This window comes from Tahibacter sp. (assembly GCF_032229445.1).
Classification (GTDB): domain Bacteria; phylum Pseudomonadota; class Gammaproteobacteria; order Xanthomonadales; family Rhodanobacteraceae; genus Tahibacter.
Map to the genome: position 1 here is coordinate 1 of NZ_JAVTWC010000038.1, position 25,309 is coordinate 25,309.

Annotated in this window: 27 protein-coding genes and 1 other RNA gene; 9 read left to right on the plus strand and 19 right to left on the minus strand. The window is 67.4% G+C overall.

What is annotated here, in order from left to right; all coding sequences use genetic code 11:
• Window positions 1-10: 10 nt before the first annotated feature.
• From ftsW to mraZ, 7 genes are all read right to left on the minus strand, one after another.
• The gene (gene ftsW / locus RUU78_RS07915) at window positions 11-1,045 is read right to left on the minus strand and encodes a putative lipid II flippase FtsW (protein ID WP_313915358.1); all 1,035 of its coding nucleotides are present in this window, start codon (window positions 1,043-1,045) and stop codon (window positions 11-13) included.
• Window positions 1,045-2,130, minus strand: a complete 1,086-nt coding sequence (gene mraY, locus RUU78_RS07920; protein WP_313915360.1) for a phospho-N-acetylmuramoyl-pentapeptide-transferase — start codon at window positions 2,128-2,130, stop codon at window positions 1,045-1,047. The genes ftsW and mraY overlap by 1 nt, the downstream gene beginning before the upstream one ends.
• Window positions 2,120-3,478 carry a UDP-N-acetylmuramoyl-tripeptide--D-alanyl-D-alanine ligase gene (murF, locus tag RUU78_RS07925; RefSeq protein WP_313915512.1) on the minus strand — a complete coding sequence of 453 codons (1,359 nt, stop codon included), beginning with the start codon at window positions 3,476-3,478 and terminating at the stop codon, window positions 2,120-2,122. Before murF ends, mraY begins: the two co-directional genes overlap by 11 nt.
• Window positions 3,479-3,647: 169 nt before the next feature.
• Complete coding sequence (locus tag RUU78_RS07930) at window positions 3,648-5,483, minus strand: penicillin-binding protein 2 (protein WP_313915362.1); 1,836 nt, start codon at window positions 5,481-5,483, stop codon at window positions 3,648-3,650.
• Between the two features lie 5 nt (window positions 5,484-5,488).
• Window positions 5,489-5,761: a cell division protein FtsL gene (ftsL, locus tag RUU78_RS07935; RefSeq protein WP_313915363.1), complete on the minus strand. Its 273-nt coding sequence runs from the start codon at window positions 5,759-5,761 to the stop codon at window positions 5,489-5,491.
• Window positions 5,758-6,696 carry a 16S rRNA (cytosine(1402)-N(4))-methyltransferase RsmH gene (gene rsmH / locus RUU78_RS07940; RefSeq protein WP_313915365.1) on the minus strand — a complete coding sequence of 313 codons (939 nt, stop codon included), beginning with the start codon at window positions 6,694-6,696 and terminating at the stop codon, window positions 5,758-5,760. The genes ftsL and rsmH overlap by 4 nt, the downstream gene beginning before the upstream one ends.
• A gap of 28 nt (window positions 6,697-6,724) precedes the next feature.
• Window positions 6,725-7,171 carry a division/cell wall cluster transcriptional repressor MraZ gene (mraZ, locus tag RUU78_RS07945; RefSeq protein ID WP_313915514.1) on the minus strand — a complete coding sequence of 149 codons (447 nt, stop codon included), beginning with the start codon at window positions 7,169-7,171 and terminating at the stop codon, window positions 6,725-6,727.
• 471 nt (window positions 7,172-7,642) lie between these two features.
• Here mraZ and RUU78_RS07950 point away from each other — a divergent pair, with 471 nt between their 5' ends.
• Window positions 7,643-9,004 (plus strand): hypothetical protein, encoded by a 1,362-nt coding sequence (locus tag RUU78_RS07950; RefSeq protein WP_313915367.1) that lies wholly within the window; start codon window positions 7,643-7,645, stop codon window positions 9,002-9,004.
• Between the two features lie 256 nt (window positions 9,005-9,260).
• Here the strand turns inward: RUU78_RS07950 and RUU78_RS07955 are convergent, their stop codons facing one another.
• From RUU78_RS07955 to RUU78_RS07980, 6 genes are all read right to left on the minus strand, one after another.
• Window positions 9,261-9,524: a DUF3297 family protein gene (locus tag RUU78_RS07955; protein WP_313915369.1), complete on the minus strand. Its 264-nt coding sequence runs from the start codon at window positions 9,522-9,524 to the stop codon at window positions 9,261-9,263.
• 156 nt (window positions 9,525-9,680) lie between these two features.
• Complete coding sequence (locus tag RUU78_RS07960; RefSeq protein ID WP_313915370.1) at window positions 9,681-10,697, minus strand: 2-dehydropantoate 2-reductase; 1,017 nt, start codon at window positions 10,695-10,697, stop codon at window positions 9,681-9,683.
• A 35-nt stretch (window positions 10,698-10,732) separates the two neighbouring features.
• Window positions 10,733-11,581: an S-formylglutathione hydrolase gene (gene fghA / locus RUU78_RS07965; RefSeq protein WP_313915516.1), complete on the minus strand. Its 849-nt coding sequence runs from the start codon at window positions 11,579-11,581 to the stop codon at window positions 10,733-10,735.
• A gap of 11 nt (window positions 11,582-11,592) precedes the next feature.
• The gene (locus RUU78_RS07970) at window positions 11,593-12,702 is read right to left on the minus strand and encodes an S-(hydroxymethyl)glutathione dehydrogenase/class III alcohol dehydrogenase (RefSeq protein ID WP_313915372.1); all 1,110 of its coding nucleotides are present in this window, start codon (window positions 12,700-12,702) and stop codon (window positions 11,593-11,595) included.
• A gap of 57 nt (window positions 12,703-12,759) precedes the next feature.
• Window positions 12,760-13,035, minus strand: a complete 276-nt coding sequence (frmR, locus tag RUU78_RS07975; protein ID WP_313915374.1) for a formaldehyde-responsive transcriptional repressor FrmR — start codon at window positions 13,033-13,035, stop codon at window positions 12,760-12,762.
• 101 nt (window positions 13,036-13,136) lie between these two features.
• Window positions 13,137-14,576, minus strand: a complete 1,440-nt coding sequence (locus tag RUU78_RS07980) for a PLP-dependent aminotransferase family protein (protein ID WP_313915376.1) — start codon at window positions 14,574-14,576, stop codon at window positions 13,137-13,139.
• A 77-nt stretch (window positions 14,577-14,653) separates the two neighbouring features.
• Here RUU78_RS07980 and RUU78_RS07985 point away from each other — a divergent pair, with 77 nt between their 5' ends.
• Window positions 14,654-15,340: a glutathione S-transferase N-terminal domain-containing protein gene (locus RUU78_RS07985; protein WP_313915378.1), complete on the plus strand. Its 687-nt coding sequence runs from the start codon at window positions 14,654-14,656 to the stop codon at window positions 15,338-15,340.
• A 231-nt stretch (window positions 15,341-15,571) separates the two neighbouring features.
• Here RUU78_RS07985 and rnpB read toward each other — a convergent pair.
• Both rnpB and rsmI read right to left on the minus strand, forming a co-directional pair.
• Window positions 15,572-15,938, minus strand: an RNA gene (rnpB, locus tag RUU78_RS07990) — RNase P RNA component class A.
• Between the two features lie 95 nt (window positions 15,939-16,033).
• The gene (gene rsmI / locus RUU78_RS07995; RefSeq protein ID WP_313915518.1) at window positions 16,034-16,864 is read right to left on the minus strand and encodes a 16S rRNA (cytidine(1402)-2'-O)-methyltransferase; all 831 of its coding nucleotides are present in this window, start codon (window positions 16,862-16,864) and stop codon (window positions 16,034-16,036) included.
• An 85-nt stretch (window positions 16,865-16,949) separates the two neighbouring features.
• On the opposite strand from rsmI, the gene RUU78_RS08000 reads away from it, so the two are divergent.
• The 7 genes from RUU78_RS08000 (at window position 16,950) to pilO (ending at window position 22,764) form a co-directional block, all read left to right on the plus strand.
• The gene (locus tag RUU78_RS08000; RefSeq protein ID WP_313915379.1) at window positions 16,950-18,725 is read left to right on the plus strand and encodes a penicillin-binding protein activator; all 1,776 of its coding nucleotides are present in this window, start codon (window positions 16,950-16,952) and stop codon (window positions 18,723-18,725) included.
• Entirely contained in the window at window positions 18,725-19,081 is a 357-nt protein-coding gene (locus RUU78_RS08005) for a YraN family protein (protein WP_313915381.1), read from the plus strand. Before RUU78_RS08000 ends, RUU78_RS08005 begins: the two co-directional genes overlap by 1 nt.
• Before the next feature lie 129 nt (window positions 19,082-19,210).
• Window positions 19,211-19,807 (plus strand): BON domain-containing protein, encoded by a 597-nt coding sequence (locus tag RUU78_RS08010; RefSeq protein ID WP_313915383.1) that lies wholly within the window; start codon window positions 19,211-19,213, stop codon window positions 19,805-19,807.
• Window positions 19,808-19,810: 3 nt separating this feature from the next.
• Window positions 19,811-21,187: an FAD-linked oxidase C-terminal domain-containing protein gene (locus tag RUU78_RS08015; protein WP_313915384.1), complete on the plus strand. Its 1,377-nt coding sequence runs from the start codon at window positions 19,811-19,813 to the stop codon at window positions 21,185-21,187.
• A 10-nt stretch (window positions 21,188-21,197) separates the two neighbouring features.
• A complete protein-coding gene (locus RUU78_RS08020; protein ID WP_313915386.1) occupies window positions 21,198-21,659 on the plus strand; it encodes a DUF4019 domain-containing protein in 462 nt (153 codons plus the stop codon).
• A complete protein-coding gene (locus RUU78_RS08025) occupies window positions 21,656-22,195 on the plus strand; it encodes a hypothetical protein (RefSeq protein WP_313915388.1) in 540 nt (179 codons plus the stop codon). Before RUU78_RS08020 ends, RUU78_RS08025 begins: the two co-directional genes overlap by 4 nt.
• Window positions 22,192-22,764: a type 4a pilus biogenesis protein PilO gene (pilO, locus tag RUU78_RS08030; RefSeq protein ID WP_313915390.1), complete on the plus strand. Its 573-nt coding sequence runs from the start codon at window positions 22,192-22,194 to the stop codon at window positions 22,762-22,764. Before RUU78_RS08025 ends, pilO begins: the two co-directional genes overlap by 4 nt.
• 14 nt (window positions 22,765-22,778) lie before the next feature.
• On the opposite strand, the gene RUU78_RS08035 is transcribed toward pilO, so the two are convergent.
• From RUU78_RS08035 to ribH, 4 genes are all read right to left on the minus strand, one after another.
• Window positions 22,779-23,276: a phosphatidylglycerophosphatase A gene (locus RUU78_RS08035; protein WP_313915392.1), complete on the minus strand. Its 498-nt coding sequence runs from the start codon at window positions 23,274-23,276 to the stop codon at window positions 22,779-22,781.
• Window positions 23,273-24,247 (minus strand): thiamine-phosphate kinase, encoded by a 975-nt coding sequence (thiL, locus tag RUU78_RS08040; RefSeq protein ID WP_313915394.1) that lies wholly within the window; start codon window positions 24,245-24,247, stop codon window positions 23,273-23,275. The genes RUU78_RS08035 and thiL overlap by 4 nt, the downstream gene beginning before the upstream one ends.
• Before the next feature lie 122 nt (window positions 24,248-24,369).
• Window positions 24,370-24,825 (minus strand): transcription antitermination factor NusB, encoded by a 456-nt coding sequence (gene nusB / locus RUU78_RS08045; protein ID WP_313915396.1) that lies wholly within the window; start codon window positions 24,823-24,825, stop codon window positions 24,370-24,372.
• Window positions 24,822-25,286, minus strand: coding sequence for a 6,7-dimethyl-8-ribityllumazine synthase (gene ribH, locus RUU78_RS08050; protein ID WP_313915398.1), 465 nt, complete (start codon window positions 25,284-25,286; stop codon window positions 24,822-24,824). Before ribH ends, nusB begins: the two co-directional genes overlap by 4 nt.
• Between the last annotated feature and the right edge of the window lie 23 nt (window positions 25,287-25,309).

Below are 25,309 nucleotides of genomic sequence, written 5' to 3' on the forward strand. Positions count from 1 at the left end.
TCAGGGTCAGTCACTTCGTCGGCAGCACTCCGAGATTCACGCCGATCGATACCAGCTCCTGCAGCGCGATGCACAGCGAGATGCCGAACGCGACATAGCCCTGGAAATTCAGGCCACGCTGTACTGCGCGCGCGCCGATCAGCAGGCCGCGGCCGCAGAGCCAGGCAAACAGCCCCAGCACCAGCAGGATGCCGAACAGACCCAGCTCCTCGGCCAGCACGGCAAGAATGAAGTCGGTATGCGCTTCGGGCAGATAGAACAGTTTCTGTACCGAGCCGCCGAGACCAACGCCGAACCACTCGCCGCGGCCCACCGCGATCAGCGCCTGGGCCAGCTGATAGCCGTCGCCGAATGGATCGAGAAAGGGATCGCGAAACGAAGTCAGGCGCTTGATGCGGTACTCCGCGTACATCGCTGCCCAGGCCATCACCGGCATCATCGGCAGGCCGAGGAAAACCAGGTTGCGCATGCGCGCGCCGCCGAGCCAGATAAGACCGACCGTCAGCGCACCGATCAGCGCGGCGGAACCGAAGTCCGGCTGCGCCAGCAGCAGCACCACGCCGACACCGGACACCGCGATCGGTTTGATCACGCCGAAAAAGTTGCGCTGCACGCTCTCGCGATGGCGCACCAGATAGCTGGACAGGTAGGCGATCAACAGCAGCTTGAAGGCCTCGACCGGCTGGAAGCCCGAGATACCCAGATGGATCCAGCGCAGTGCGCCGTTGATGCGCATGCCCACACCGGGCACGAATACCGACAGCAGCAGCGCAAAACCGATCAGCAGCACGATACCGCTGTGGCGCTCCACGGTCTCCAGTTCCAGCCGCATCGCGCCGATCGCGAGGCCCAGGCCCAGCAGCAGGAAAATCAGGTGACGCGTGACGTAGTAGAAAGGGCCGATGTGCTGATTGTCGGCGACCGGAATCGAACTCGACGCGACCATGACCACACCCAGACCGGCCAGGCCCAGCGCGGCCAGCAACAGGCCGCGGTCATAGCGACCGGGCAGTTCGCTGCGGCGGGTGGCCTGGCTTTCGCTCATCAGCGCACCTTCAACGTGGCGAGACCGATCAGCACCAGCACGACGCTGATGATCCAGAAGCGCACGATGACGCGTGGCTCGGGCCAGCCTTTGAGTTCGAAGTGGTGGTGGATCGGCGCCATACGGAACAGGCGCTTGCCGGTCAGCTTGAAACTCGCGACTTGCAGCATGACCGACGCGGTTTCCATGACGAAGACGCCGCCCATGATCAGCAGCGCGACTTCCTGGCGCACGATCACGGCGATGAGCCCGAGCGCGGCGCCAATCGCCAGCGCGCCGATGTCGCCCATGAATACCTGTGCCGGATACGTGTTGAACCACAGGAAGCCGAGGCCAGCGCCGGCCAGCGCGCCGCAGTAGATGGTCAGTTCGCCCGCGCCGGGCACGGCCGGAATCTGCAGGTAATTGGAAAACACCGCGTTGCCGGCGAGGTATGCGAACACGCCGAGCGCGCAGGCGACGAGCACGCTGGGCATGATGGCCAGTCCGTCCAGGCCGTCTGTCAGGTTCACCGCATTGGAGAAACCGACGATCATCAGATAGCCCAGCAGCACGAAGAAGAACGCGCCGAGCGGCAGCGCGACCTGCTTGAACAGGGGCAGGTACAGAGCGGTGGCAGCCGGCACATCGGCCGTGTAGAAGAGGAACAGCGCGGCGCCGAGCCCTCCGATCGACTGCCAGAAGTATTTCCAGCGCGCGGCCAGGCCGCGGCTGTCCTTGAGCACCAGTTTCGTGTAGTCGTCGTAGAAACCGATCGCACCGAACACGACGGTCACTGCCAGCACGAGCCACACATAGCGGTTGCGCAGATCGGCCCACAGCAGCGTCGACGCGGCGATCGACGCGAGGATCAGCGCGCCGCCCATGGTCGGCGTACCGGCCTTGGACAGATGCGACTGAGGACCATCCTGGCGGATCACCTGACCGGCCTTGAGCGCCGACAGGCGGCGGATCATGCCCGGCCCGACCAGCAGTGACACGACCAGCGCCGTCAGCGTCGCCATGATGGCGCGGAAGGTCAGGTACTGCACGACATGGAAGGCGCTGACATAGGGCGTCAGCCAGCGGGCGAGTTCAAGCAGCATGAGAGTCCCCCTGCGCACCCAGCAGCGCCGCGACCACGCGATCCATCGCAGAGGAGCGTGAGCCCTTGACCAGGCAGCAGACACCGGCGCGGACCTCCGCCCGCAGCGCGTCGATGAGTTCCGCCTGGCCGGCGAAGTGACGGCCGCCGTCACCGAAGGCAAGCACAGCGGCGCGGCTCAACTCGCCGGTGGCGTAGAGGCGGCGCACGCCAGCGGCGCGCGCGTGCGCGCCGATGCGCGCGTGCAGCGCGCTGGCGTCCGTGCCCAGTTCCTTCATGTCGCCGAGCACGAGCCAGGCATCGCCCGGCTGCAGCACCAGCGTGTCGATCGCGGCGGCGGCAGAGCCGGGATTCGCGTTGTAGCTATCGTCGATCAGCGTCCAGCCCGCCGTGGTCTCGTGGCGCACGAGCCGTCCCGCTACCGCGGGCGCCTGTTCGAGGCCCGCCTGTATAAGCGCCAGCGGTACCTCGAGTGCGTGCGCGATCGACGCGGCGGCCAGTGCGTTGGAGACATTGTGGCGCCCGGCCAGCGGCAGATCGATGTCGGCGCTGCCCTGCGGTGTATGCAGGCGGAAGCGCGAGCGCACACCGAGTTGCAGCGCATCGGCCCAGAGGTCGAACCCGGAAGAAAAGCCGAAACGCAGCATGCGGCGCGATCCGGCGAGCTCCGCGAACCGGCTGGCGAAGGGATCCTCACCGTTGATCACGGCAATGCCGTCATCGGGCAGCGCCTCATACAGCGCGCCCTTGGTTTCGGCCACACCCGCCAGTGTCTTCATGCGCTCGAGGTGCGCCGGCGCGATGTTGTTGACCAGCGCCACGTCAGGCCGCGCGATCGCGGCCAGGTAGGCGATGTCGCCGGGCTTGCCGGCGCCCATTTCGAGCACGGCGAATTCGGTCTGCGGCGGCAGCGCGAGCAGGGTCAGCGGCAGGCCGATCTCGTTGTTGAGATTACCCGGGGTCCAGTGCGTCGGACCGCGACGCGCAAGGATGGCCGCGGTCAGGGTCTTGACCGTGGTCTTGCCGTTGGAACCGGTGATGCCGATCACGCGTGCATCGATGCGCGTCCGCGTCGCGGCGGCAAGATCGCCGAGCGCGCGCTCGGTGTCGGCGACGACGATCTGCGGCAGCGCCGCGTCGACCTTGCGCGCGACAAGTGCCGCGGCCGCACCGGCCTGCTGCGCGGCGACCAGGAAATCATGCGCGTCGACACGCTCGCCCTTGAGCGCGACGAACAGTTCCCCGCCACGCAGGCAACGCGTATCGGTAGCCACGCCGGTGACGGCCACATCGGCGCCGGCCAGATGACCGCGTGTCCACACGGCGATTTCGCTCAGTCGCAGGGTCAGCACGGACGCACCGCCTGCAGTCGGCGTGGTGGCCGGGCGATAAGGGCGGGCGGCGCGGGTGTCCGGTCCTCCAGGACCGCCACAGTCCGCGCCAACGCCGCCGGGGCAACCGGACGAAGGGCGCCGAGCGGGGCGACGCCGATCGCGAATGCGTGCATCGGGGGCGCCGTCATTCGGGTACCCCTTCCTCGAAACTGGTCGCGCCTGGCGCGTATTCCGGCGCGGCGTCGCCGGCCTCGATCGGAGCCCAGTTGCCGGTTCCGTCGGCGTACCACTTTTCCACATTGTCTGGCGGCACGTCGAGCAGGCGCAGCGCGCCGTCCATGACGCGACTGAACGCCGGCGCAGCGACCATCCCGCCGGTGTAGGCGCCTTGTGGATCGTGGATCACGACGACCGTGACCAGACGCGGATTGCTCGCCGGAGCCAGACCGGCGAACGTCGAGATGTAGCGGCTTTCGTAGCCGCCGGCCACCGCACGGCGCGAGGTGCCGGTCTTGCCGGCGACGCGGTAGTTGCGCACCGCGGCGCGCAGGCCCGTACCGGCCGGCGTGATCACGGTTTCGAGCATTCCGACGATGGTGCGCACGATGTTCGGGTCGAGCACGGCGGTGTCGGGGTTCTGCGCACCCTTGACGAAGGTCGGCGCACGCAGACGACCGCCGTCTGCCAGTACCGCATAGGCCTGGGCGAGCTGCATCGGCGTGACGCTGAGGCCGTAGCCATAAGATATGGTAGCTTTTTCCACAACGCCCCAACTCCGGGCGATTGGCAGCACGCCCGGCGCTTCGCCCGGAAAGCCGCTGCCGGTGCTTTCGCCGAAGCCGAAGCGCTTGAACACGTCGTAGAGGTGTTCATTCGACAGGGTCAGGGCGATCTTCGCCGCGCCTATGTTGCTCGAACGCGTCAGCACGCCAGTGACGTCGAGCAGGCCCTTGTTGCTGGTGTCGCGAATGATGTGCCCGGCCAGCGGCATGGTGCCCGGCGAGGTATCGATCGGCGTGTTCGGCTTCCACTTGCCGGCCTCCAGCGCCGCAGCGATGGTGAAGGCCTTCACCGTTGAGCCTGGCTCAACCACGTCGGTTAGAGCACGGTTGCGCCGGCTCGCGGTGTCGCCGTTGTTGACGGCGTTGGGGTTGTAGGAAGGCTGGTTGACGGTCGCGAGGATCTCGCCGTTGCGCGCGTCGAGCACGACGATGGAGCCCGAACTCGCGCCATGCTCGAGCAGCGTGCGCTTGAGCTGGCGATAGGCCAGGTACTGTATGCGCCGGTCGATCGACAGGGTCAGGTCGCGGCCCGGCTGCGGCTCGCGCAGCAGCTCGACGTCTTCGACCACATGGCCGAGACGGTCGCGGATCACGCGCTTGGCGCCGGGCTTTCCGGCGAGCCATTCGTCGAACGCGAGTTCCAGCCCTTCCTGGCCGCGATCGTCGATATTGGTGAAGCCCAGCACATGTGCCATGACTTCGCCGCTGGGGTAGTAGCGGCGGAATTCGCGCTGCGCGCTGACGCCCGGGATCTTGCGGTCGAGGATCAGCTTCGCATCGTCCGGATTCAGGTGCCGCTTGAGATACAGGAATTCCTTGTCGGCGCGCTGGTCCAGCTTCTGCCGCAGCACGGCCTCGTCGATGGCGAGCGCCGAGGCGAGCTCGGGGATACGACCGGTGTGCTGCAGCAGCTCCTGCGGATTGACCCAGATCGATTCCACCGGCGTGGACACGGCCAGCGGCTCGCCGTTGCGGTCGAGCACGGCGCCGCGCGATACCGCGATCGGCACTTCGCGCAGATGACGCGCATCGCCCTGTTCCTGGTAGAAGTCCTTGCGCACGACCTGCAGGTCGACCGCGCGCACGACCAGGCCGGTGCCGGCCAGGGTCAGCAGCATCAGCACCGTGGACAGGCGCGCCTTGAGGTTGACCGGCCGCGCGCGCGCCGCCGCGCGCATCGCAGTCGCGGTGGCGTTGCGCGTGTTGGCTTCGGCGGATTCGCGCGGTCGTGGCGACATGTTCATCAACGGCGCACGATCACCACGTCGGCCGGATCGGCCGAGTCCATGCCGAGCTGGCCGCGCGCGACCTGCTCGATGCGGTTGGGCTCGGCCCAGGTGGACTGCTCCAGCTGCAGGCGTCCGTACTCGAAATTCATTTCGTCACGCTCCTTGTTGAGCCGGGTCAGCTCGATGAAAAGCACGCGACTGTCGTGGCGCTGGTAGACGACGCCGATCGCGCTGGCGATATCGGCCAGCAGCAGCAAGGCGAACAGCACGAACCCGACGCGCTTCATGCGGGGGGCTCCGGCAGTCGTTCGGCGACGCGCAGCACGGCGCTGCGCGCACGTGGATTGCGCTCGATCTCTTCTGCGCCGGGCTGCCGCGCAGCACCGATCGCGCACAAGGTCAGCGCTTCGTGCGGCGGCGGCGGCAGGCCGCGCCGGCCCGGCGGCGGCTGCGAATGGCTGCGGATGAACTGCTTGACGATGCGGTCTTCCAGCGAATGGAAGCTGATCACCGCGAGGCGACCGCCGGCGTTGAGGCGGCGGCGCGCGCCGTCGAGGCCGCGCTGCAGCGCCTCCAGCTCACCGTTCACGGCAATGCGCAGCGCCTGGAAGGTGCGTGTGGCCGGATGCTTGCCGGGTTCGCGCTTCGGAATCGCGCGCGCACAAAGCTCCGCCAGCGCGGAGGTCGTGCGGATCGGGGTGTCGTGACGGCGCTCGACGATCCAGCGCGCGATGCGCCGACTCATGCGCTCCTCGCCGTATTCGTAGAGCACGTTGGCGATGTCTTCCTCGGTCGCGCGGGCCAGGTAGTCGGCTGCGCTCTCGCCCTGGCTGGTATCCATGCGCATGTCGAGCGGCGCGTCGGCCTGGAAGCTGAATCCGCGCTGCGGATCGTCCAGCTGGGGCGACGACACACCGATATCGAGCAGCACACCGTCCACACCCCTCTCCGTCGCGTCCCATTCCGCCAACTCGGCGAAACTGCCGTGGCGTACCTGTACACGCGGGTCCTGGCCGAATTCGGCGCGCGCCGAGGCAATCGCCTGCGGATCGCGGTCCAGCAACAACAGGCGCCCCCCGGCACCCAGCCGTTTCAACACCTCGCGCGCATGCCCGCCGCGGCCAAAGGTGCCATCGAGGTAGACGCCGTCCGGCTTCACGGCAAGCGCGTCCACCGCTTCCGCCAACATGACCGGGACGTGCCTGAGCGTGTCCTGCTTCACCCTGCTCCACCCCGGTCCGTTGGTTCCGCTACAACTTCAGGTTCATCATCGCGTCGCTGATCTCGTCCTCGCCTATGGTCTGGCGGATCTTCGCGAGGTGCGCCTGCTCGCTCCACAACTCGAATTTCGCGCCCATGCCGAGCAACACGGCTTTCTTGTCGATCCCGGCCGCCATTCGCTGGCTCGCCGGCACCAGGATTCGGCTGGCGCTGTCGGGCTCGACGTGGGCCGCGGCACCGACCAGCTTCATCTGCAGCGACCGGTGCACTGCCTTGACGTTTGGCAGCGCGTTGACCTGATCGCGGACGGTTTCCCATTCGCCGAGCGGAAACAGCCACAGACATCCGTTTTCGAACGGGTTGTAGGTGAACACCAGACGCCCGGCGGAGATCCCGGCAATCAGCTCGCGATAGGCTGTCGGCAGAGCGAGCCGGCCCTTGTCGTCGATCGTGATCGCGGTTTCACCTTGAAACATTTCCGGACACCCTTCCCACAATTTCCCACCAAAACACACCAGCGCCCACACTAGTCTCAGCCCCTGAGACTGTCAAGGAGAATTTCCGTTACAGATCAATGGGGTTGAGATGTTTCCTGCCAGTTTCAGGCGGTTTCTGAACCAATTCAGTTAATCTATTGAATTGACAGAAGATTCAGCGCTTCACAGTGCCGTTACGTTGCTGAACGGAATCGCTGTGCCCGGCGTAGCGAAACCCGCCCTTAACGTCTGCGTCATGTACCGGGCATCCTCCGCACCCCACCTTCCGATTCGGCCGCCCGCCCCCCCCCCGCTCGCCACCGGGCAGGATCGCCGACGACTGACAGGCGCCGGCGCGGTTTCGCGCTTGTGGTTGCCGTAGTCGTAAAATTGAATCAATGTATCCAAATCACAGTTGCGCACTGTGATACGCCGAGTGCAACTTAAGCCAACCCCGTGGGGAGAAAAGCCATGAGTGCTCGTATGACGCACTGGTTGTCCGGTGCCGCCCTGCTGTTGCTGGGCCAGACCGCTTTCGCACAGACGCCGTGCAATGCCAGCGCGAGCTGGTTCACCAGCCCGAGCTTTCCGGCCGACGTGGGCGGCGGCGGCCAGACCGACTGCCTGTTCCACCAGTTTGCCTGGCAGGCCTTTATCGACGTCGTGCAGCCAGCGGCCGGCGGCGGCCGCGAGTTCGAGAACTGGATGCCGGAATACGGCATCTTCGTACCAGCCGGAACGCCGGTGACGCCGTGGGGACAGCAGCCCAGCGCGCCGTGCTCGGCGAGCCCGAAGGCCGCAGCGGCTGACGCGAAGAAACTGTTCCTGCGTCCGCGCGTGCCCAAAGGCGCGGGCGTGGATGCCGGCTCGGACGACCAGGCCACCGGCGATCCGCTGTACGACCAGAACAAGAACGTCGTGTACTACAGCATGTGGGTGAACCAGACCGAATACGACTTCATCACCGGCTGCGACTTCAACAACACGACCTGCATCACGTCCGCGCCGAAGACCACTGCCCTGCCAGCCGGATCGGTCGAGCTCAAGGCGGCCTGGCGCACGTTCAGCGGCGCAGCACCGAAAACCATGTATACGATTCAGGGCGTGGTCGGCGACAGCTGCCAGCCGGTTACGATGGGACTCGTCGGTTTCCATCTCGTCGTCAACACGCCGACACATCCGGAATTCATCTGGGCGACGTTCGAACACAACGCCAATGCCCCCGACTGCACCAGTCCGCAGTCGCCGCCGGCAGGCGGCTGGTCGTTCAACAACCCGTCCTGCAGCACCACCGACTGTCCACCGAACCAGAACAAGGTCAATCCGACCCAGGTCTGCCGCGTAGCGCCGCAGGGTGGCGGCACGACCGACAACACCAGCGCCATGATCGCGCTCAACAGCTCGGTGCAGTCCACGTTGCAGGGGCTCATCAAGAGCTCGCCGAAGTACGCCGATATGGCGGTCTGGCTGAACTACCAGATGACAGGCAACCTCTGGACCGTCGACGGCGCTCTGCCGCCGAGCACGAGCAACTTCGCAGGATCCAAGGAAAACGCCAACACGACGTTGGAGACCTTCATCCAGGGCAATGGCAACAACTGCTTTACCTGCCACACGCAGCAGCAGTTCGTGAACGGCACGACGCCGATGGGCTTTCCCAACGGCGCACCGGCGAACTTCAGCCACCTGTGGGGCTTCGCCCAGCAGACCGGTGGCTGCGGCAACGGCAAGGGCCCGCTGCCGACGGCGTGTCCCGTCAAGAACGGCAATACGGCGAGCGTTGCCGATCAGGCCAAGGACGCCGTCAAGAAGGAAGCGGAGAAGAAGAAATAGGCAGGAGTGAAATATTCAGCAGGCCGCACCGCGCTTGGCCCCTCTCCCCCGACGTGGTCGCGGGAGATGGCTGGAGCAAGGGTGGAAGTCGAGATCCGCAGCGCTTCCGCGATTTTCGCTGCCTCGCATCGGCGAAGACATGCAGTAAGCGAAGCCGAGAAAGTCAGAGTTGCCCGTTCGGCTGACGTTTCTCCCCCTCACCCAACTCTGTCCCCCAAGCGCGTTCACGCGCTTGGGGGACAGGGTCCAAGCGGTGTCATTCTTCTGCCTTGCTTGCGGGCTCGGCATCGCGGTAGTAGGCGAGGACCTCGCCCTTGATCTTGAGCGTCATCGGATTGCCACGACGGTCGCGCGCCTTGCCCGCCGGGACCCGGATCCAGCCTTCGCTGACGCAATATTCCTCGACGTCAGCGCGTTCCTTGCCGTTGAAGCGGATGCCAATGCCGCGCTCGAATGCGGCGGCGTCATGGAATTTGCTGCGCGGGTCGCCATCAAGGCGGTCGGGAGGCGTGTCGCTCATGGTCTGGGGTCCTCGGCAAAGGCGCGCATGATAGAGCAGGACGGCGCGAGCGCGTCAGCGGCAGAGCGGCGGCACCGCGGGCGGACCGCCGCGCGCAGCACTGGTCCGTGGCGTCGGCGCCAATGGCCCGCCACGTCTCGCGCCGACATGCGCTCGCTACGTATCCGCAGCCTGTTTCAAGTGAGCGAGCAGTTCAGCCCCGCCCCACTGCCTCCGGCCGCCCTGCTCGGCCGCATGCACGAGCGCGACCAGCGTGGCATTGACCGGCGCCGTGCGGCCCAGGCGTTCGGCCAGATGCACGATCTCGCCGTTGATCCAGTCGATTTCGGTCGTGCGCCCGGCCTGCAAGTCCTCCCACATGGATGAACGGGCAAGCGGGTCGATCGCAAGCATGCCGGCCGCGACGAGACGGAACACCGTATCCGGCAAATCCAGCACGCGCGGAATCCAACGCGCCGGCAGACGCGTGAGCCTGGCCGGCACGATGCCCGATACAGCCAGCAGGTCCAGCCCTTCGCGCTGGGCCAGCGCGAGGCAGCGGCGATACGCGCGCTGCGACAGTTGCTGTTTGAGCGGCAGGTCTGACAGCGCGTTGACCGGGTTGTTGAGATTGAGCAGCAGTTTGGCCCATTGCACCGGGCACAGGTCGTCATGCCGTTGCAGCGGCAAACCGGCGCACTCGAATACGGCGGCATAGGCTGCGAGGCGCAGATGCCACTCGACCTCCAGGTCGCCTTCGGTGCCCTGGTGGAACGCGCCTTCGCCACGCTGTACGACGTTGAAGGGCACCATGCCGGCGAGCACCGTTTGCGTCGGCAGGTGCTGTCTCAGCGTCGACGCATTGCCCAAGCCGTTCTGCAGGCTGATCACGATCGCGTCGGATGGCAACGTGCGAGCGAGTTCCTGCGCCGCACCCGCCGTGCCGGCGGATTTCACCGTGACGAGGATCAAGTCCGCCTCCGCCGCGGCGGTCACGGCGGTGGCATAGGTCAGCTGATTCGGACGCAGTACGATGCTCGCGCCGCGGTAGTCGCTCAGGCGCAGGCCATGCGCTGCGATTTCGCGGCCCAGCCTTTCGCGGCCGATCAGCACGACATCCGCGCCCGCCGCCGCGAGGCGTCCGCCTACATAACAGCCGATGCTGCCGGCACCCATCACTGCAATCCTGCCCATGCGTGTCCTCCGCTGCTCCGGTCAGCCCGGGCTGTTCAGGCCTGCTCCGGTGCGCGCCCGCCCAGCGCCGCCGCATGATGCGCAACATGCTCGCCGATGAAGCTGGCGATGAAGTAGTAGCTGTGGTCGTAGCCGGCGCGCCGGCGCAGCAGCAACGGGTGGCCCGCCGCCGCGCAGGCCTGCTCGAGCAGATCCGGACGCAACTGCGTCGCCAGGAACTCGTCCGCCTCGCCCTGATCGATCAGAAGCGGAAGGCGTTCGGTGGCGCCAGCGACCAGTGCGCACGCATCCCATTCACGCCAGTCCGCCCGATCCTCGCCGAGGTACGCGGTGAACGCCTTCTCGCCCCAGGGCACGCGGCTCGGCGCGACGATCGGCGAGAACGCCGACACGCTGCGATACCGTCCAGGATTGCGCAGCGCGAGCACCAGGGCGCCGTGACCGCCCATCGAATGGCCGCTGAGCGCGCGCGCCGTGGTTGCGGGAAACTGCGATTCGACGAGTGCCGGCAGTTCCTCGACGACGTAGTCGTGCATGCGGTAGTGCGCCGCCCAGGGGGACTGCGTCGCGTTGAGGTAGAAACCGGCGCCCTGGCCCAGGTCGTAGGCGTCGGCATTCGCCACCGCTTCGCCGCGCGGGCTCGTATCCGGCGAGACCAGGATGAGGCCGTGCGCCGCGGCATACCGCTGCGCACCGGCCTTGGTGATGAAGTTCTGTTCGGTGCAGGTCAGCCCGCTGAGCCAGTACAGCACCGGACACATCCTCTGCTGCGCCTGCGGCGGCAGGTAAACACCGAAGCGCAGGCTGCAGCCGAGCGTCGCCGAGTCGTGCTGCCAGACTTGCTGCACGCCGCCGTGGCAGGCATGCGATTCGATTCGCTGCAGGTTGATGTCCATCAGAAGTGGATGACCGTACGAATGGATTTCCCTTCGTGCATCAGGTCGAAAGCCTCGTTGATGCGGTCCAGCGGCAGGTTGTGCGTGATGAAGGGGTCGAGCTGGATCTCGCCGGCCATGGCCTGCTCGACCATGCCGGGCAGCTGGGTGCGCCCCTTGACGCCGCCGAACGCGGTGCCGCGCCAGACGCGTCCGGTGACGAGCTGGAACGGCCGCGTGCGGATTTCCTGACCGGCACCGGCCACGCCGATGATGATGCTTTCGCCCCAGCCCTTGTGGCAGCACTCGAGCGCTGCGCGCATCACGTCGACATTGCCGATGCACTCGAAGCTGAAGTCCACGCCGCCGTCGGTCAGGCCGACGATGACGTCCTGGACCGGCCTGTCGTAGTCCTTCGGATTGACGCAATCGGTGGCACCCATCTGCCGCGCAAGTTCGAACTTGCCGGGATTGGTATCGACCGCGACGATGCGACCGGCCTTGGCCTGCACGGCCCCCTGGATCACCGCGAGGCCGATGCCGCCGAGACCGAACACGGCGACGCTGTCGCCCGGCTTGACCTTGGCCGTGTTGTGTACCGCGCCGATGCCGGTCGTGACGCCGCAACCCAGCAGACAGACCTTCTCCAGCGGTGCGGCCGGATTGACTTTGGCCAGCGAGATCTCCGGAACCACGGTGTATTCGCTGAACGTGCTGCAGCCCATGTAGTGGAAGATCGGCTGGCCGTTGTAGGAGAAACGCGTCGTGCCGTCGGGCATCAGGCCCTTGCCCTGGGTCGCGCGCACGGCCTGACAGAGATTGGTTTTGCCGGACTTGCAGAACTTGCACTCGCGGCACTCTGCCGTATACAGCGGAATCACATGATCACCAGGCACGAGGCCGGTCACGCCTTCACCGACCTCCACCACAATGCCGCCGCCTTCGTGCCCGAGCACGGCGGGGAACAGGCCTTCGGGATCGTCGCCGCTCAGCGTGAACGCATCGGTGTGGCAGACGCCGGTCGCACTGATGCGTACCAGCACTTCGCCCTTGCGCGGCGGCTCCACGTCGATCTCGACGATCTGCAGCGGCTTGCCCGCTTCGAATGCAACGGCGGCACGACTCTTCATGGCGACACTCCCGGTTTCTGGAAAAACGGTGCAGGCGGTGCCCGGCCGCCAGGACATTCACTTCAAGTACGAACGCACCAGCGCGACCGCGTCGTCGACACGAGTCTGCCGCTGTCGTGCCGACACCGCCGGCTGACCGAGCTCTTCGCGCAGATGGCTTTCGAGCACCTGGGCCATGAGTCCGTTGACCGCCCCGCGCAGCGCGGCGATCTGCTGCAGCACCGCGGCGCATTCGGCGCCCTGCTCCAGCGCGCGCTGCAAGGCTTCGGTCTGTCCGCGTATGCGGCCGACACGGGCCAATACACGTTTCTTCTCGGCTGGCGAATGCGGCATGGCGTTGGCCCGTAGGATACTGGGGTACAGTATCCGATCTGTCTCGCACTGACCAGAACTGCACGCTGGGTGTTCCTGCCGTGCCGAACGGCAGCAACGCTTCAGCCGTTCCACGCGTGCCGCAGTTGCGCCAGCGCCGGCCCTATCGCCGCGGCGTCGGCCACGCCGAAGCCGAACACGAGGCCGGCACGGCCGCCGTCTTCGGACTGGAAACGCCGCAGCGTCGCAGGTCGCGCGGGATCGCCGTCGGCTCGCGTCACCCATGCGGGGACAGCGGCACCTGCCACGACACCGGCCGCCAGATGCAGACCGGCCAGCGACGGCAAAGGCTCGAGCAGCCCGCCGAACTGCCGCTGCAGACCGTGCAGCAGCGCAACGCGGCGCTGCGCATAGACCGCCTGCATGCGTCGCACATGGCGCGCGAGATGCCCTTCGGCGATAAAGGCCGCGAGCGTGTCCTGTGCCAGCACGTCGCTGTGGGAGTCGCTCGCCTGCTTGGCCCGAATCAACGCCGCGCGCGCCCAGGCCGGCGCCACGACATAGCCCAGACGCAGACCCGGGAACAGGCTCTTGGAGAATGTGCCGACGTAGAACACGCGCTCGCCGCGGTCCAGCGTCTGCAGCGCGTCGAGCGGTCGCTCGGCATAGCGGAATTCGCCGTCATAGTCGTCCTCGATGACGACCGCGTCGCGGCTGCGCGCGAACTGCAGCAGCTCCGCGCGCCGGCGTGCCGACATGGCGCAGGCCAGCGGAAACTGGTGCGACGGCGTCACGCAGATCACGCGCAGGTCGCGCGGCAAGAGCTCCACCTGCAGGCCTTCGCCGTCGACACCCACCGGCACCAGAGTCGCCCCGGCGGCAGCGAACGCAGTGCGCAGCGGCGGATAGCCGGGTTCCTCGACCGCGACCGCGGTGCGGCCCGGCGTGACCAGCACGCGCGCGAGCAGATCGAACGCCTGCTGCGCGCCCGACGTGATGACCAGATCGTCCGCGCGGCAGGCGACGGCGCGCGCGAAGGCGACATGCTGCGCGACCGCGTGAAGCAGCGCCTCACGTCCCTGCGCCGGCGCGTAGTCGGCGGGCAGGCGCGCGAACTGGCGCAGCGCACGCGCGCCGAGTCGCCGCCAGACATCGAACGGAAACAGGCTCAGCTCGGGCACGCCGAGGCGGAAAACGCCGCCGCCAACGATCGCCGTCCCGTCAATCGCGTCGCGCCAGCGCGCAGCAAGGTGCCGCTGCGCGAGCGCCGCTCGTTCGGATTCACCGGCCGGTGCGGCGGCGGCCTGCTCGTCGGCGACATAGACGCCGCTCGCGCGTCGCGTGCGCAGATAGCCTTCGCTGAGCAGCAAGTCGTAGACCGCCACTGCAGTATTGCGCGAGATAGCGTAAGCCTGCGCAACCGCGCGCGACGAGGGCAGACGCTGGCCCGGACGCAGCCGGCCGTCGAGGATTGCCGCGCGCAACTGACCGTGCAAAGCACGCAGCAGCTGGCGCGAACCCGGCCCGGGAAGATGTAGCGGAAACGCGAACACTGGATCCATGGCTCTTCGCTATCCTGGCGCTTCAGGCAGACCAGTGAAGATTCTATGCTGGCCGCTTCATCTATCCGGAGCACGCCATGATCGAGTTGTATTTCTGGGCCACGCCGAACGGGCTCAAGCCGCGCCTGATGCTGGAGGAGACCGGCCTGGAGCATCGCATCGTGCCGGTCGATATCGGCAAGGGCGAGCAGTTCCGCCCGGAATTCCTCGCGTTCTCGCCCAACAACCGCATTCCGGCACTGATCGACCACGCTCCAGCGGGCGGCGGCGAACCCGTGGCAGTGTTCGAATCCGGCGCACTGCTGCTCTACCTCGCGGAAAAGACCGGGCGCTTCCTGCCGACCGATCTGCGCGGCCGCACCGATGTCATGCAGTGGCTGTTCTGGCAGGTCGGCGGTCTCGGCCCGATGGCCGGTCAGAACGGGCATTTCCGCGTCTATGCGCCCGAACCCGTGCCGTATGCGATCGATCGCTATACGCGCGAGACCGCCCGCCTCTACGGCGTGCTCGACAAGCGCCTCGCGGATCGCGAATTCATCGCCGGCGACTACAGCATCGCCGACATGGCCTGCTATCCCTGGATCGTGCCGCATACCGCTCACGCGCAGCACCTGGCCGATTTCCCCAACATCGAGCGCTGGTTCGAAGCCATCCGCAACCGCCCCGCCACCCAGCGCGCCTACGCCAGCGGCACCGAGTCGTACTCGCCGCGCAAACTCACCGACAAAGCCCGCGCCGTGCTCTTCGGCGCGCCGGCTTCCTGACGTCTTGCTTCCGTCTTGCGCTAGCGCGCAACTACGCCCCCAAGGCAACCCTCGGCGGCATCAACCGGTCGATGCAACATCATCTGTGATGGCACGATTGGGACGGCAGAGGCTCTCAGGCCTTTGGAGCCCCCTTAAGTTAAGGGGGCGGCCAACGCGCAGCGTTGGCCAGGGTTGTGGAGATCTGGTGCATGGCCCAAGGGCCACACTCTCCACCACCACGGGAAAGTAAAGCGGAGTCAGCCTATAAGCCGGGTCCTGTATCCCTTGCGGGACGACAGTCATTCCTCTAGGCCTGGCGTCGCCGCCAGGCTCAAGCAACCAACCCGGGAACGACGCGGGCCGCGTCATGATTCCCCTATTCGGTCTTGCTCCAGGTGGGGTTTACCGTGCCCTGCGGCGTTAGCCCCGCAGGCGGTGCGCTCTTACCGCACCGTTTCACCCTTACCACGCCTGCCGTTGCCGGCAGCGTTCGGCGGTTTGCTTTCTGTTGCACTGGCCGTCGGCTCGCGCCGCCCAGGCGTTACCTGGCACCTTGCCCTATGGAGCCCGGACTTTCCTCGCCGCATTGCTGCGCCGCGACTGTCTGGCTGACTCCGCGGCGGAGTCTAATGCAGAACGAGGGAAAAAGAGTGGGAAACGAGCAAGAGCATGCGCAGCCCGCGCCTGTCACTCGTTTCTCACTCCTCCCACTCATTTCTCGCCCGAGTACAGTTCCTTGCGCGGGGCGCCAGTGATCGCCGCGGCCAGCTTGGCCGCACGCGCCGGCGGCAGTTCGTCGCGCAGCAGCGCGAACACGCGGCGGCCTTCCGCCAGGCGCGCGTCTTCCTGTTCCGGACGACCGCCGACGAGCAGTACGAACTCGCCGCGTTCCTGGTTGGGATCTGCGGCCACGCGCGCGACGAGGCTTGCGAGGTCACCGTCGAGCACGGTCTCGAACAGTTTGGTCAGTTCGCGCGCGAGCACGCCCGGGCGCTGCGCACCGAATACCGCCGCCATGTCGTCAAGGCATTCGCGCACACGATGGCTCGATTCGTAGAACACCAGCGTGCGCGCTTCGCCGGCCAGTTCCGCGAGACGTTCGCGCCGGGCCGCCGCTTTGGCCGGCAGGAAGCCTTCGAAGACGAAGCGGTCGCTGGGCAGGCCGGCGACCGACATCGCCGCGATCGCAGCGCAGGCGCCGGGCACCGGCGATACCGCGATGCCGGCCGCGCGCGCCGCACGCACGAGACGGAAGCCCGGATCGCTGACCAGCGGCGTGCCGGCATCGGAGATCAACGCAATTTCGCTGCCTTCACGCAGGCGCGCGACCAGACGCTCGGCCTCGTCGCGCTCGTTGTGCTCGTGCAGCGCGACCACGCGCGTGGCGATGCCGTAGCGTGCCAACAGCGGTGCGCTGTGCCGCGTGTCCTCGGCTGCGATCAGCGCGACTTTCTTCAGAACCTCCTGCGCCCGCGGCGACAGATCCCCCAGATTGCCGATTGGCGTCGCCACCACCCAGAGCCGTCCGGCCGCTTCCGTCATCATGTTTCCTCCGTGCGCGTGCCGTTCGGGCGGGCTGTCGCGATCCGCTATCATCGCAGCATTACCCGGCGCTACGGATGCGGCCATGCTTGTGAATGTGCGAGGAATTCTGCTCTGCCTGCTGCTGTCGTTGCTGAGCGGCTGCGCCACGATGGACACAGCGCCTTCGCAAGGCGCGCAGACCGAGGCCGCCAGCGAGTTGTACCAGCGCGGCGAATTCCGCGCCGCCGCGGACGCCTACCTGCAGTTGGCCAGGTCCGACTCCTCCGCCCGCGGCCACTACCGCCTGCGTGCGGCCGAGGCGCTGCGCGAGGAAGGCGACCTGGCCGCGGCCGGCGAGATCCTCCAGGACATCCGGCGCAAGCGCCTCGCCGGCGAGGATGTCTACCGCTACGACCTGCTCAGCGCCGAGTTCGCCCTGACCCGACAGCAGCCCGAAGAAGCCTTGGCCCTGCTCGCGCTGCCCGATTCCGCGCTACCGCCGGCGCTGGTGCTGCGCCGCCTCGAACTCACCGCGCGCGCGCAGCAGGCTACCGGCGACCGTTTCGCCGCAGCGCGCACGCGAGCCGTGCTCGACCGATCCCTCGGCGGCGCCGACCGGGAGAACAACCGGCGCGAGATCGTCGACACCCTGGCCGCGCTCGACGCAGCGACGCTCAAGCAGCGCGGCGCGGAACTGCCGCCGACCGATCTGCTGCGCCCCTGGATAGAACGTGCGCTGCGCAAGCAGGGCCAGGTGCTGCCCTTGGCACTACAGCGCCCCAGCCGCCCGGTCGGCACGCTGCAGCAGGACGGCAACGATCGCTGGGCGCGCGAGGGCTACCGCGCACCACGTCGCGTCGCCCTGCTGCTGCCGGCCAGCGGCGCGCTCAAGAACGCCGCCGCCGCGATCCGCGACGGCTTCTTCGCCGCCTGGTTCAACGACACCAACGCCGGCCCGGAACGCGGTGAAGTACAAACCTATGACAGTGGACAAAGCCCGGAAGACGCCGTCAATGCGTATCGGCAAGCCGTGAAGGACGGCGCCGATCGTGTCGTCGGCCCGCTTACGCGCGAAGCGGTCGGCCTGCTGTTCGAACAGAGCGACCTGACCATACCGGTGCTGGCGCTGAACCAGTCCGACAACGGCGCCACGCCGCCGCCCGGCAGCATTGCGTTTGGCCTGCTGCCCGACACCGAAGGTGCGCAGGCAGCCGAGCGCATGGCATCGATGGGAATCCGCGAAGCCGCGGTGATCGCGGCGACCGACGACTGGGCGGAACGTGCGGCGCTCGCCTTCCGCGTCCAGTTCGAGAGCCTCGGCGGCGCGATCGTCGGCGAGGCTCGCCTGCGCGAAGGCGAGGTCAACTACGCAGGCCCGATCCGCGAGTCCGTAGGCAGTTTCGCGACCGCATCGAACGCCGCGGTGTTCATCAGCATGCGACCGCAGCAGGCCCGCCTGCTGATGCCGCAGCTGCGCCTGGCCGGCGTCAGCGTGCCGGTGATGGCGAGTTCGCACGTGTATTCGGGCGCGCTCAACGCGGGCCTCGACCGGGATCTGGAAGGGCTGGAGTTCTGCGACGCACCGTGGCTGTTCGATGCGAGCGCCGGCCTGCCGCCGCGCGACCAGATCGTGCGCGGCATCGATTCCGCGCGTGGCTCCGGCGCACGCCTGTTCGCGCTCGGCCTGGATGCGTATGCCCTCATGCCGTACATGGACTGGCTCGGCACGCATCCGGACAGCTATCTTCCCGGCGCGACCGGCCAGCTCGCTTCGGACAGCTTCGGCCGCGTGCATCGCCTGCTGACCTGGGCGCGCTTCGAGAACGGCGTCGCAAGGCCGGTATCGGGACTGACGCTGGGCGACGGCCGGATGCCCTGATGCGCTCGGTCGGCGCAGTCTGGGAACGCGCGGCGCAGGCCGAACTGGAACGCGCCGGGCTGCACCTGTTCGCACGCAACTGGCACTGCCATTACGGCGAGATCGACCTGATCATGCGCGACCGCGATGTCCTCGTGTTCGTGGAAGTCCGCTACCGTGACAGCACTGCCAGCGCCGATGGCACCGCGTCCATCGGCGCGGCCAAACAGCGCAAGCTGGTGCGCACGGCCGACATGTTCCTCGCCGCGCATCCGTCCCTTGCGCACCTCACCTGCCGCTTCGACAGCGTCGCGTTCAGCGGCACCATCGACCATCCCGTCTGCACCTGGGAACGCGCCGCCTTCGAGGCCTATTGATGGCAGAGCGAACGAGCCTTCGCGCCCTGGAGGCCCCGTGACTCGAGGGACGGCTAAACGCGCAGCGTTTGGCGGGGTTGTGGAGATCGGGTGCAACACCTTGCTCAGCACTTTCCGGAGAGAAACCGCATGACGTCATCCTTGCTCCGCTTTCCACTGCGCCTCGCCGTACTCGCCGTGCTCGCTAGTGCACTGCTTTCCGGTTGCGTCGCTGCCGTCGTCGGCGGCGCTGCCGCTGGTGTCGGTCACGACCGGCGCAGTTGGACCACGGTCATCGCCGACCGCAACATCCAGGCCAGCGCCTACGACAACTTCAACAAGGACAAGGAGCTCGCGCTCAAGAACAACGTCTCCATCGTCGTCTACAACGGCATCATGCTGCTCGCCGGCGAGGTGCGCACGGCTGAGCTCAGGCAGCGCGCCGAGCAGCGCGTGAGCGGCTACGACGGCGTGCGCCGGCTGGTCAACGAGATCGAGGTGCGGGAGCCCGAAGGCTTCCTGTCCCAGCGCCGCGACAACACCATCACCGCGCATGTGAAGACCGCCATGCTCGACATCGTCGACATGCCCGGCTTCGATCCGACCCGCATCAACATCACGACCGTGCATCGCACCGTATATCTCATGGGCCTTCTCACCCGCGAGGAGGCCGAGCGCGTCGCGGAGATTGCACGCAATGTTTCCGGCGTGGAGAAAGTCGTGCGCGTATTCGAATACCAGGACTGAGCGATGGCGCTCGCTGCAGGCCTGCGCGAGACCCTGGGCGGGATCTTCGCCGAGGCGATGAGCATGGATCCGGCCGAGTGCCTGGTCTATGGCTACGACAACTCGCGCCGGCAGGCCCTGCCCGACGCAGTCGTGTTCCCCACGCGGCATGAACAGGTCGTCGCGCTCATCCACGCCTGCCGCGCGACGCGCACGCCGCTGGTTGCGCGCGGTCGCGGTACCAATACCACCGGCGCGACGGTGCCGGTCGCCGGCGGCATCGTGGCTTCGTTCGAACGCATGAACTGCATCGTGCACATCGACACAGCCAATCGCTACGCCGTGGTCGAACCGGGCGTGCTCAATGGCGACCTGCAGTCCGCACTCAAGCCGCTGGGCTTCTTCTGGCCGCCGGATCCGACCTCGAGTCCCTACTGCAGCATCGGCGGCAATCTGGCCTGCAATTCGGCCGGGCCTCGCGCCGTGAAGTACGGCTCGCCGCGCGAGAACACGCTCGGCTTGCACGCGGTCGCCGGCAGCGGCGAAGCGTTCCGCGCGGGGTACTACACCAGCAAGGGCGCAACCGGCTACGACCTCACGCGCCTGCTGATCGGCGCGGAAGGCACGCTGGCGCTGATCACGCAAGCCACGCTGAAACTCACGCCGCTCGCCGGCGCGAAACGCGTGCTGCGCGCGACGTACGAAGACATCGTCGCAGCGGCAGCAGCAGTCTCGCGCATCATGGCGCAGCCGGTGACGCCCTGCGCGCTGGAATTCCTCGACGACGAGGCGCTGCGCCTGGCCAGGCGCCACGGTGGCGAAGCCGTACCGGTTGCCGGTGCGATGCTGCTGATCGAAGTCGACGGCGAGCCCGAATATCTCGCCTCGGCCGTGGCCGCCGTCAGCGCAGCGGCGAAGGGCAGCGGGCTTATCGAATGCCGCGCCGCGAACGACGACGCCGAGGCGGCACAGCTGTGGATCGCGCGCAAGGCGCTGTCGCCGGCGCTGCGCTCGATCGCGCCGATGAAGATCAACGAAGACGTGGTCGTCCCGGTCAGCCGCCTGCCGGAACTCATTCACGGCTTGCGCGATATCTCGCAAAAATACGCTATTCCCATCGTGAATTTTGGCCACGCAGGCAACGGCAACATCCACGTGAACCTGCTCTACCGCCCGGAGGATCCGGCCCAGGCCGCGGCCGCGCCAGACTGTCTGACCGCGGTGTTCGACCTCGTGCTCGCGCTCGACGGCACCTTGTCCGGCGAGCACGGCATCGGCCTGGTCAAGCGCGAGTTCCTGCCGCGCGCGCTGGACCCGGTCACGCTGCAGCTGATGCGCCGGATCAAGGCACAGTTCGATCCCGATGGCATACTCAATCCCGGCAAACTGCTGCCGGATTAGGAGCGCACCAATGCGACTGCTTTTCGTCCTGGCCGCCCTGCTGCTCACATTGCCCGTGTCGGCTCAGAAAGCGCAGGAGCCCACGCTGCCGCAGATGAACCTCGCACGGAACTGGCTGGAACTGCTCGACGCGGGCCGCTTCGAACAGGCCTGGACCGAAGCGGCACCAAGCTTGCGAAGCGGCACCGATCTTGCGCGCTGGACGCAGGACGTGCGCAAGGCGCGGCACAGCGACGCCGCGGTCACCTGTCGTCACGGGCTCGCGTTGGAGAGACTCGACCATCCGCCGCGGATCGCTGCGCTGTTCGTGACCGAGTTCGCCGACGGGCACCGCATCGGCGAGAAAGTCACTTTGCCTGCAGACGCAGCGCAGGCTGGCGACGTGACGGCCTATCGCGCCGGCCCGCCGGCGACAGGCCGCGGCGGCCCCTGCGACTCGGGACGCCCGGCCACGACAGGAAGCACGCCATGAGTGCCGTCGCCCGCGCGCGCTCGACCGTGGTGGTCGCGTTCGCTGCATTCGCCGCCTCGCTGCTGCCGCTCGCAGCAGCGGCCGCGTATTACCACTACCGCACCAACCAGATCGCCGGAGAAGTGGCCACGCTGGAAAAGCAGCTCATCGAGCTGAACCAGCGCCTCGATCCGATCGGCAACCTCGACCAACTGCGCGGCCAGATGCTCGTGCGCAAGCAGATCGTCGACGTACTGCAGCTTCCACAGCATGGCCTCGACGCGGCGATGCGGCTCTCCACGCAATTGCCGGCTGGCGTGCAACTGCTCTGGCTGGACGTCGACGAGAAACGTCTGTCGCTGCAGGCGCGCTGCGCCGATACAGCGGCAACGGCAGCGCTGCTCCGGCAAGTCGGGGAAGCCGGCTTCTCCGAACCCGCGATCGTCTCACGCAGTGCCGAAGGCACCGCAACCGGTGCGGAACAGGTCACGCTCGACGCACGCGTCGATCCCGCGCGTTTTGCCGCACTGGCACAGACCCGCGAGGTGACGCCATGAGCGCGCCACCGCTTTCCTCCACGCCACCGCGCGGACCGAACCGCATCGTGGTCGCGATCGCCTTCGTCGCTGGCGCGCTGTGCGGTCTGTGGCTGCTGTTCGATGTCCAGGACCAGCACGAACGGGGTGAAGCCGCGGTGCGCTGGCTCGACGAGTCCATCGACGTGCGCCGCCAGCGCAGCGCCAACCTCGATGCCTATGCGCAGGACGTCGCCGCGCTGCGCAAGGATCTCGCGATGCTCGAACAGCGACTTCCCGCGCAATTCGCGACGGCGGAAATCGAGGCCGGCCTGCATGCGCTTGCGGGCCAGCACGGCGTGGAGCTGATGCGCCTCGTCAGCGGTACCGAGCGCGCGCGCGATTTCTACGCGAGCATGGATTACGCGCTGGAACTACGCGGCACCGCAGCACAGCTGCAGGCGTTCTTCCGCGACTATGCCGAGATCGTGCCGATCCGGCGCCTGACGCGCGTGCGCCTGTCCATGGCCGGCGCGCAAGCCGACGCGCTCATGGCCGAAGTGCACTCCGATTACTACCGTTTCATCGAGGAACGCGAAACGCGGCGCTGAGCCACGGCAGGATCTCAGGTCACGAAGCGCGCGGCGCCCCACGCGAGACCGGCGAGCGCCGCGGCCGCGAGCACGCCGGCCAATGCATCGTCGAGCATGACGCCGAAACCGCCGCCAACGTTACGGTCGGCCCACGACACGGGCCAGGGTTTCCACACGTCGAATAGTCTGAATAGCAGGAATCCTACGAGAATCCAGGTCCAGCCGCCCGGCACGAATGCGAGCGCGAGCCACTGGCCGACGAATTCGTCGATGACGATGTAGCCGGGATCTTCTGCGCCCAGGCGCGCGACCAGCACACGCGAAACCAGCACGCCGAGGAGGAACACCGCGAGCACGACACCGAGGTACCCCCACAGCGGCAGTTCGCGCAGCCACAGGTACGGCAGCAGCGCGACGGCGGAGCCGACGGTGCCGGGCGCCAGAGGGCTCAGGCCCGCGCCAAATCCGCTGGCAATCCAGCCAGCCGGATGCGAAAGCACCGCGCGCCGCTGCTGTGCCGTCATGTTCATGCGCTGAAATGTTCCCAGCCGCCGCGCGGCAATTCAACGGTGTTGCCAGACGCATCGACCACGCGCACACCGCTGCCGGCATCGAAATGGCCGATCACAGTCAGCGCAATGCCCAGCGCCGCGGCCGCGACCTGCGCATCGGGGACGCGATCCGGCGGCACGGCGCAGCACAGTTCGTAGTCATCGCCGCCGGTCAGCTGCCAGCGCAGGCGCTGCGCCGCGTCGCCGACGCGCGACAGCACGACGGATGGCGGCAGGCAGTTGGTCCGGATCGTCGCCGCAAGGCCGCTGCGGGCCGCGATGTGACCCAGATCCTGGCGCAGTCCGTCGGACACGTCGATCGCAGCGCGCGCGAGGCCACGCAGGGCAATCCCGAGCGCCACGCGCGGTATCGGCCGGTTGAGCCGCTCGAGCAGATGCGCACGATCGGTTTCGTCGGGTTCGCACAGCAGGGCGTGGGCGAGCAGGCAACCAAGACCCGCAGCCGCTTCGCCGGTGACGCCGCTGACCAGTATGCAGTCGCCGACACGTGCGCCGTCACGCCGGAGCGCCTGGCCGGCCGGCACGAAGCCGTGCACGGTGAGGGTGATGGTCAGCGGCCCGCGCGTGGTGTCGCCACCGACCAGTGCGACGCCATGCGCGCGCGCGAGCGCGGCGAAGCCGTCGCAGAAGCCAGCCAGCCACTCCGTGTCGATCGCAGGGAGGGTCAATGCGAGCGTGGCCCAGGCCGGCTCGGCGCCCATGGCGGCCAGGTCGGACAGATTGACGGCAAGCGCCTTCCAGCCGATGTCGAACGCGTCGGCAGTGTGAGGAAAATGCACGCCGGCGACGAGGCTATCCATGCTGACGGCAAGTTCGTTGCCACTGCGCGGCAGCAGCAGCGCGGCGTCGTCGCCGATGCCAAGCAGAACGTCGGCGCGTGGCACGCTGCAGCGCCGGCGGATTTCCTCGATCAGGGCAAACTCAGCCATGTGTGAGACTGCGAGCGAAACATCGCGGACTGGGTCCGGCGCCGAAGACTGAGCCCTCCCCTCGCAGGGGGGCTTTTACGGCCGCTGCCAACTGACTCGGCATCTGGTCGGAAAACTCCTGGTCAACGCCCGCGATATTCGGCCTTGCGCCATTCGCCGGCCAGCTTGTCGAGTACGCCGTTGACGTAGGTATGGCCATGGTCGGCGCCGAAGCGCTTGGTGGTTTCGATGGCTTCGTTGATCACGACGCGGTAGGGCACGTCGGGTCGGTACTTGAGTTCATAGGCGCCCAGACGCAGCGCGGCGCGCTCGATCGGATCGACCTGCAGCACCTCGCGCCCGAGAAACGGCAGCAAGCCTGCGTCAAGTTCGGCGCAGTGACGTTCGACGCCGCGCACCAGGTCTTCGAAGAATTCGACGTCGGCAACTTCCATGTCCTGCTCGTGGCGGAACTGGTCGATCACGCCACCGATCGCGCTGCCGGAGAGCTGCCAGGCGTACAGTGCCTGCAGGGCGCGGCGGCGCGCACGCGAACGCGCAGCCAGATCCACGCCTTCGGATCGTCGGGCATTGCTCACATCTTTCTCCACAAATCAATCATTTCCAAAGCAGCAACCGCGACTTCCTCGCCCTTGTTGCCATGTGCGCCGCCGGCGCGCGCCAGCGCGTCCTCGTGGACCTCCACCGCGAGCACACCGTTGAGCACGGGCACGCGGTGGTCCAGCGAAACGCGCATGAGACCCTGCGCGCAACCGTCGGCCACATGTTCGTAGTGGCGGGTGTCGCCGCGCACGACGCAGCCCAGGCAGATCAGCGCCGCGTGGCGACCGGAGGCGGCCAGGCGGGCAGCGACCATCGGGATTTCCCAGGCCCCGGGGACGCGGACCACATCGATCGCGTCCGGCGTGACGCCGTGGGCCAGCAGCGCCTTCTGCGCCCCGTCGATCAGCGCATCGACGATGCGCGGATTCCAGCGGCTGGCAAGGATGACGATACGGTTATCAGGGTCGACGCGAAGCTCGCCAGCGATCAGGGCCATGGGCGTGGGAGGTCTCGAGGGGG

Coding starts and splice junctions, on each gene's coding strand:
- ftsW (WP_313915358.1), bottom strand. CDS start 1,045: ATGAGCGAAAGCCAGGCCACCCGCCGCAGCGAACTGCCCGGTCGCTAT.
- mraY (WP_313915360.1), bottom strand. CDS start 2,130: ATGCTGCTTGAACTCGCCCGCTGGCTGACGCCCTATGTCAGCGCCTTC.
- RUU78_RS07930 (WP_313915362.1), bottom strand. CDS start 5,483: ATGTCGCCACGACCGCGCGAATCCGCCGAAGCCAACACGCGCAACGCC.
- ftsL (WP_313915363.1), bottom strand. CDS start 5,761: ATGAAGCGCGTCGGGTTCGTGCTGTTCGCCTTGCTGCTGCTGGCCGAT.
- mraZ (WP_313915514.1), bottom strand. CDS start 7,171: ATGTTTCAAGGTGAAACCGCGATCACGATCGACGACAAGGGCCGGCTC.
- RUU78_RS07950 (WP_313915367.1), top strand. CDS start 7,643: ATGAGTGCTCGTATGACGCACTGGTTGTCCGGTGCCGCCCTGCTGTTG.
- RUU78_RS07955 (WP_313915369.1), bottom strand. CDS start 9,524: ATGAGCGACACGCCTCCCGACCGCCTTGATGGCGACCCGCGCAGCAAA.
- RUU78_RS07960 (WP_313915370.1), bottom strand. CDS start 10,697: ATGGGCAGGATTGCAGTGATGGGTGCCGGCAGCATCGGCTGTTATGTA.
- RUU78_RS07970 (WP_313915372.1), bottom strand. CDS start 12,702: ATGAAGAGTCGTGCCGCCGTTGCATTCGAAGCGGGCAAGCCGCTGCAG.
- frmR (WP_313915374.1), bottom strand. CDS start 13,035: ATGCCGCATTCGCCAGCCGAGAAGAAACGTGTATTGGCCCGTGTCGGC.
- RUU78_RS07980 (WP_313915376.1), bottom strand. CDS start 14,576: ATGGATCCAGTGTTCGCGTTTCCGCTACATCTTCCCGGGCCGGGTTCG.
- RUU78_RS07985 (WP_313915378.1), top strand. CDS start 14,654: ATGATCGAGTTGTATTTCTGGGCCACGCCGAACGGGCTCAAGCCGCGC.
- rsmI (WP_313915518.1), bottom strand. CDS start 16,864: ATGACGGAAGCGGCCGGACGGCTCTGGGTGGTGGCGACGCCAATCGGC.
- RUU78_RS08000 (WP_313915379.1), top strand. CDS start 16,950: ATGCTTGTGAATGTGCGAGGAATTCTGCTCTGCCTGCTGCTGTCGTTG.
- RUU78_RS08005 (WP_313915381.1), top strand. CDS start 18,725: ATGCGCTCGGTCGGCGCAGTCTGGGAACGCGCGGCGCAGGCCGAACTG.
- RUU78_RS08010 (WP_313915383.1), top strand. CDS start 19,211: ATGACGTCATCCTTGCTCCGCTTTCCACTGCGCCTCGCCGTACTCGCC.
- RUU78_RS08015 (WP_313915384.1), top strand. CDS start 19,811: ATGGCGCTCGCTGCAGGCCTGCGCGAGACCCTGGGCGGGATCTTCGCC.
- RUU78_RS08020 (WP_313915386.1), top strand. CDS start 21,198: ATGCGACTGCTTTTCGTCCTGGCCGCCCTGCTGCTCACATTGCCCGTG.
- RUU78_RS08025 (WP_313915388.1), top strand. CDS start 21,656: ATGAGTGCCGTCGCCCGCGCGCGCTCGACCGTGGTGGTCGCGTTCGCT.
- pilO (WP_313915390.1), top strand. CDS start 22,192: ATGAGCGCGCCACCGCTTTCCTCCACGCCACCGCGCGGACCGAACCGC.
- RUU78_RS08035 (WP_313915392.1), bottom strand. CDS start 23,276: ATGAACATGACGGCACAGCAGCGGCGCGCGGTGCTTTCGCATCCGGCT.
- thiL (WP_313915394.1), bottom strand. CDS start 24,247: ATGGCTGAGTTTGCCCTGATCGAGGAAATCCGCCGGCGCTGCAGCGTG.
- ribH (WP_313915398.1), bottom strand. CDS start 25,286: ATGGCCCTGATCGCTGGCGAGCTTCGCGTCGACCCTGATAACCGTATC.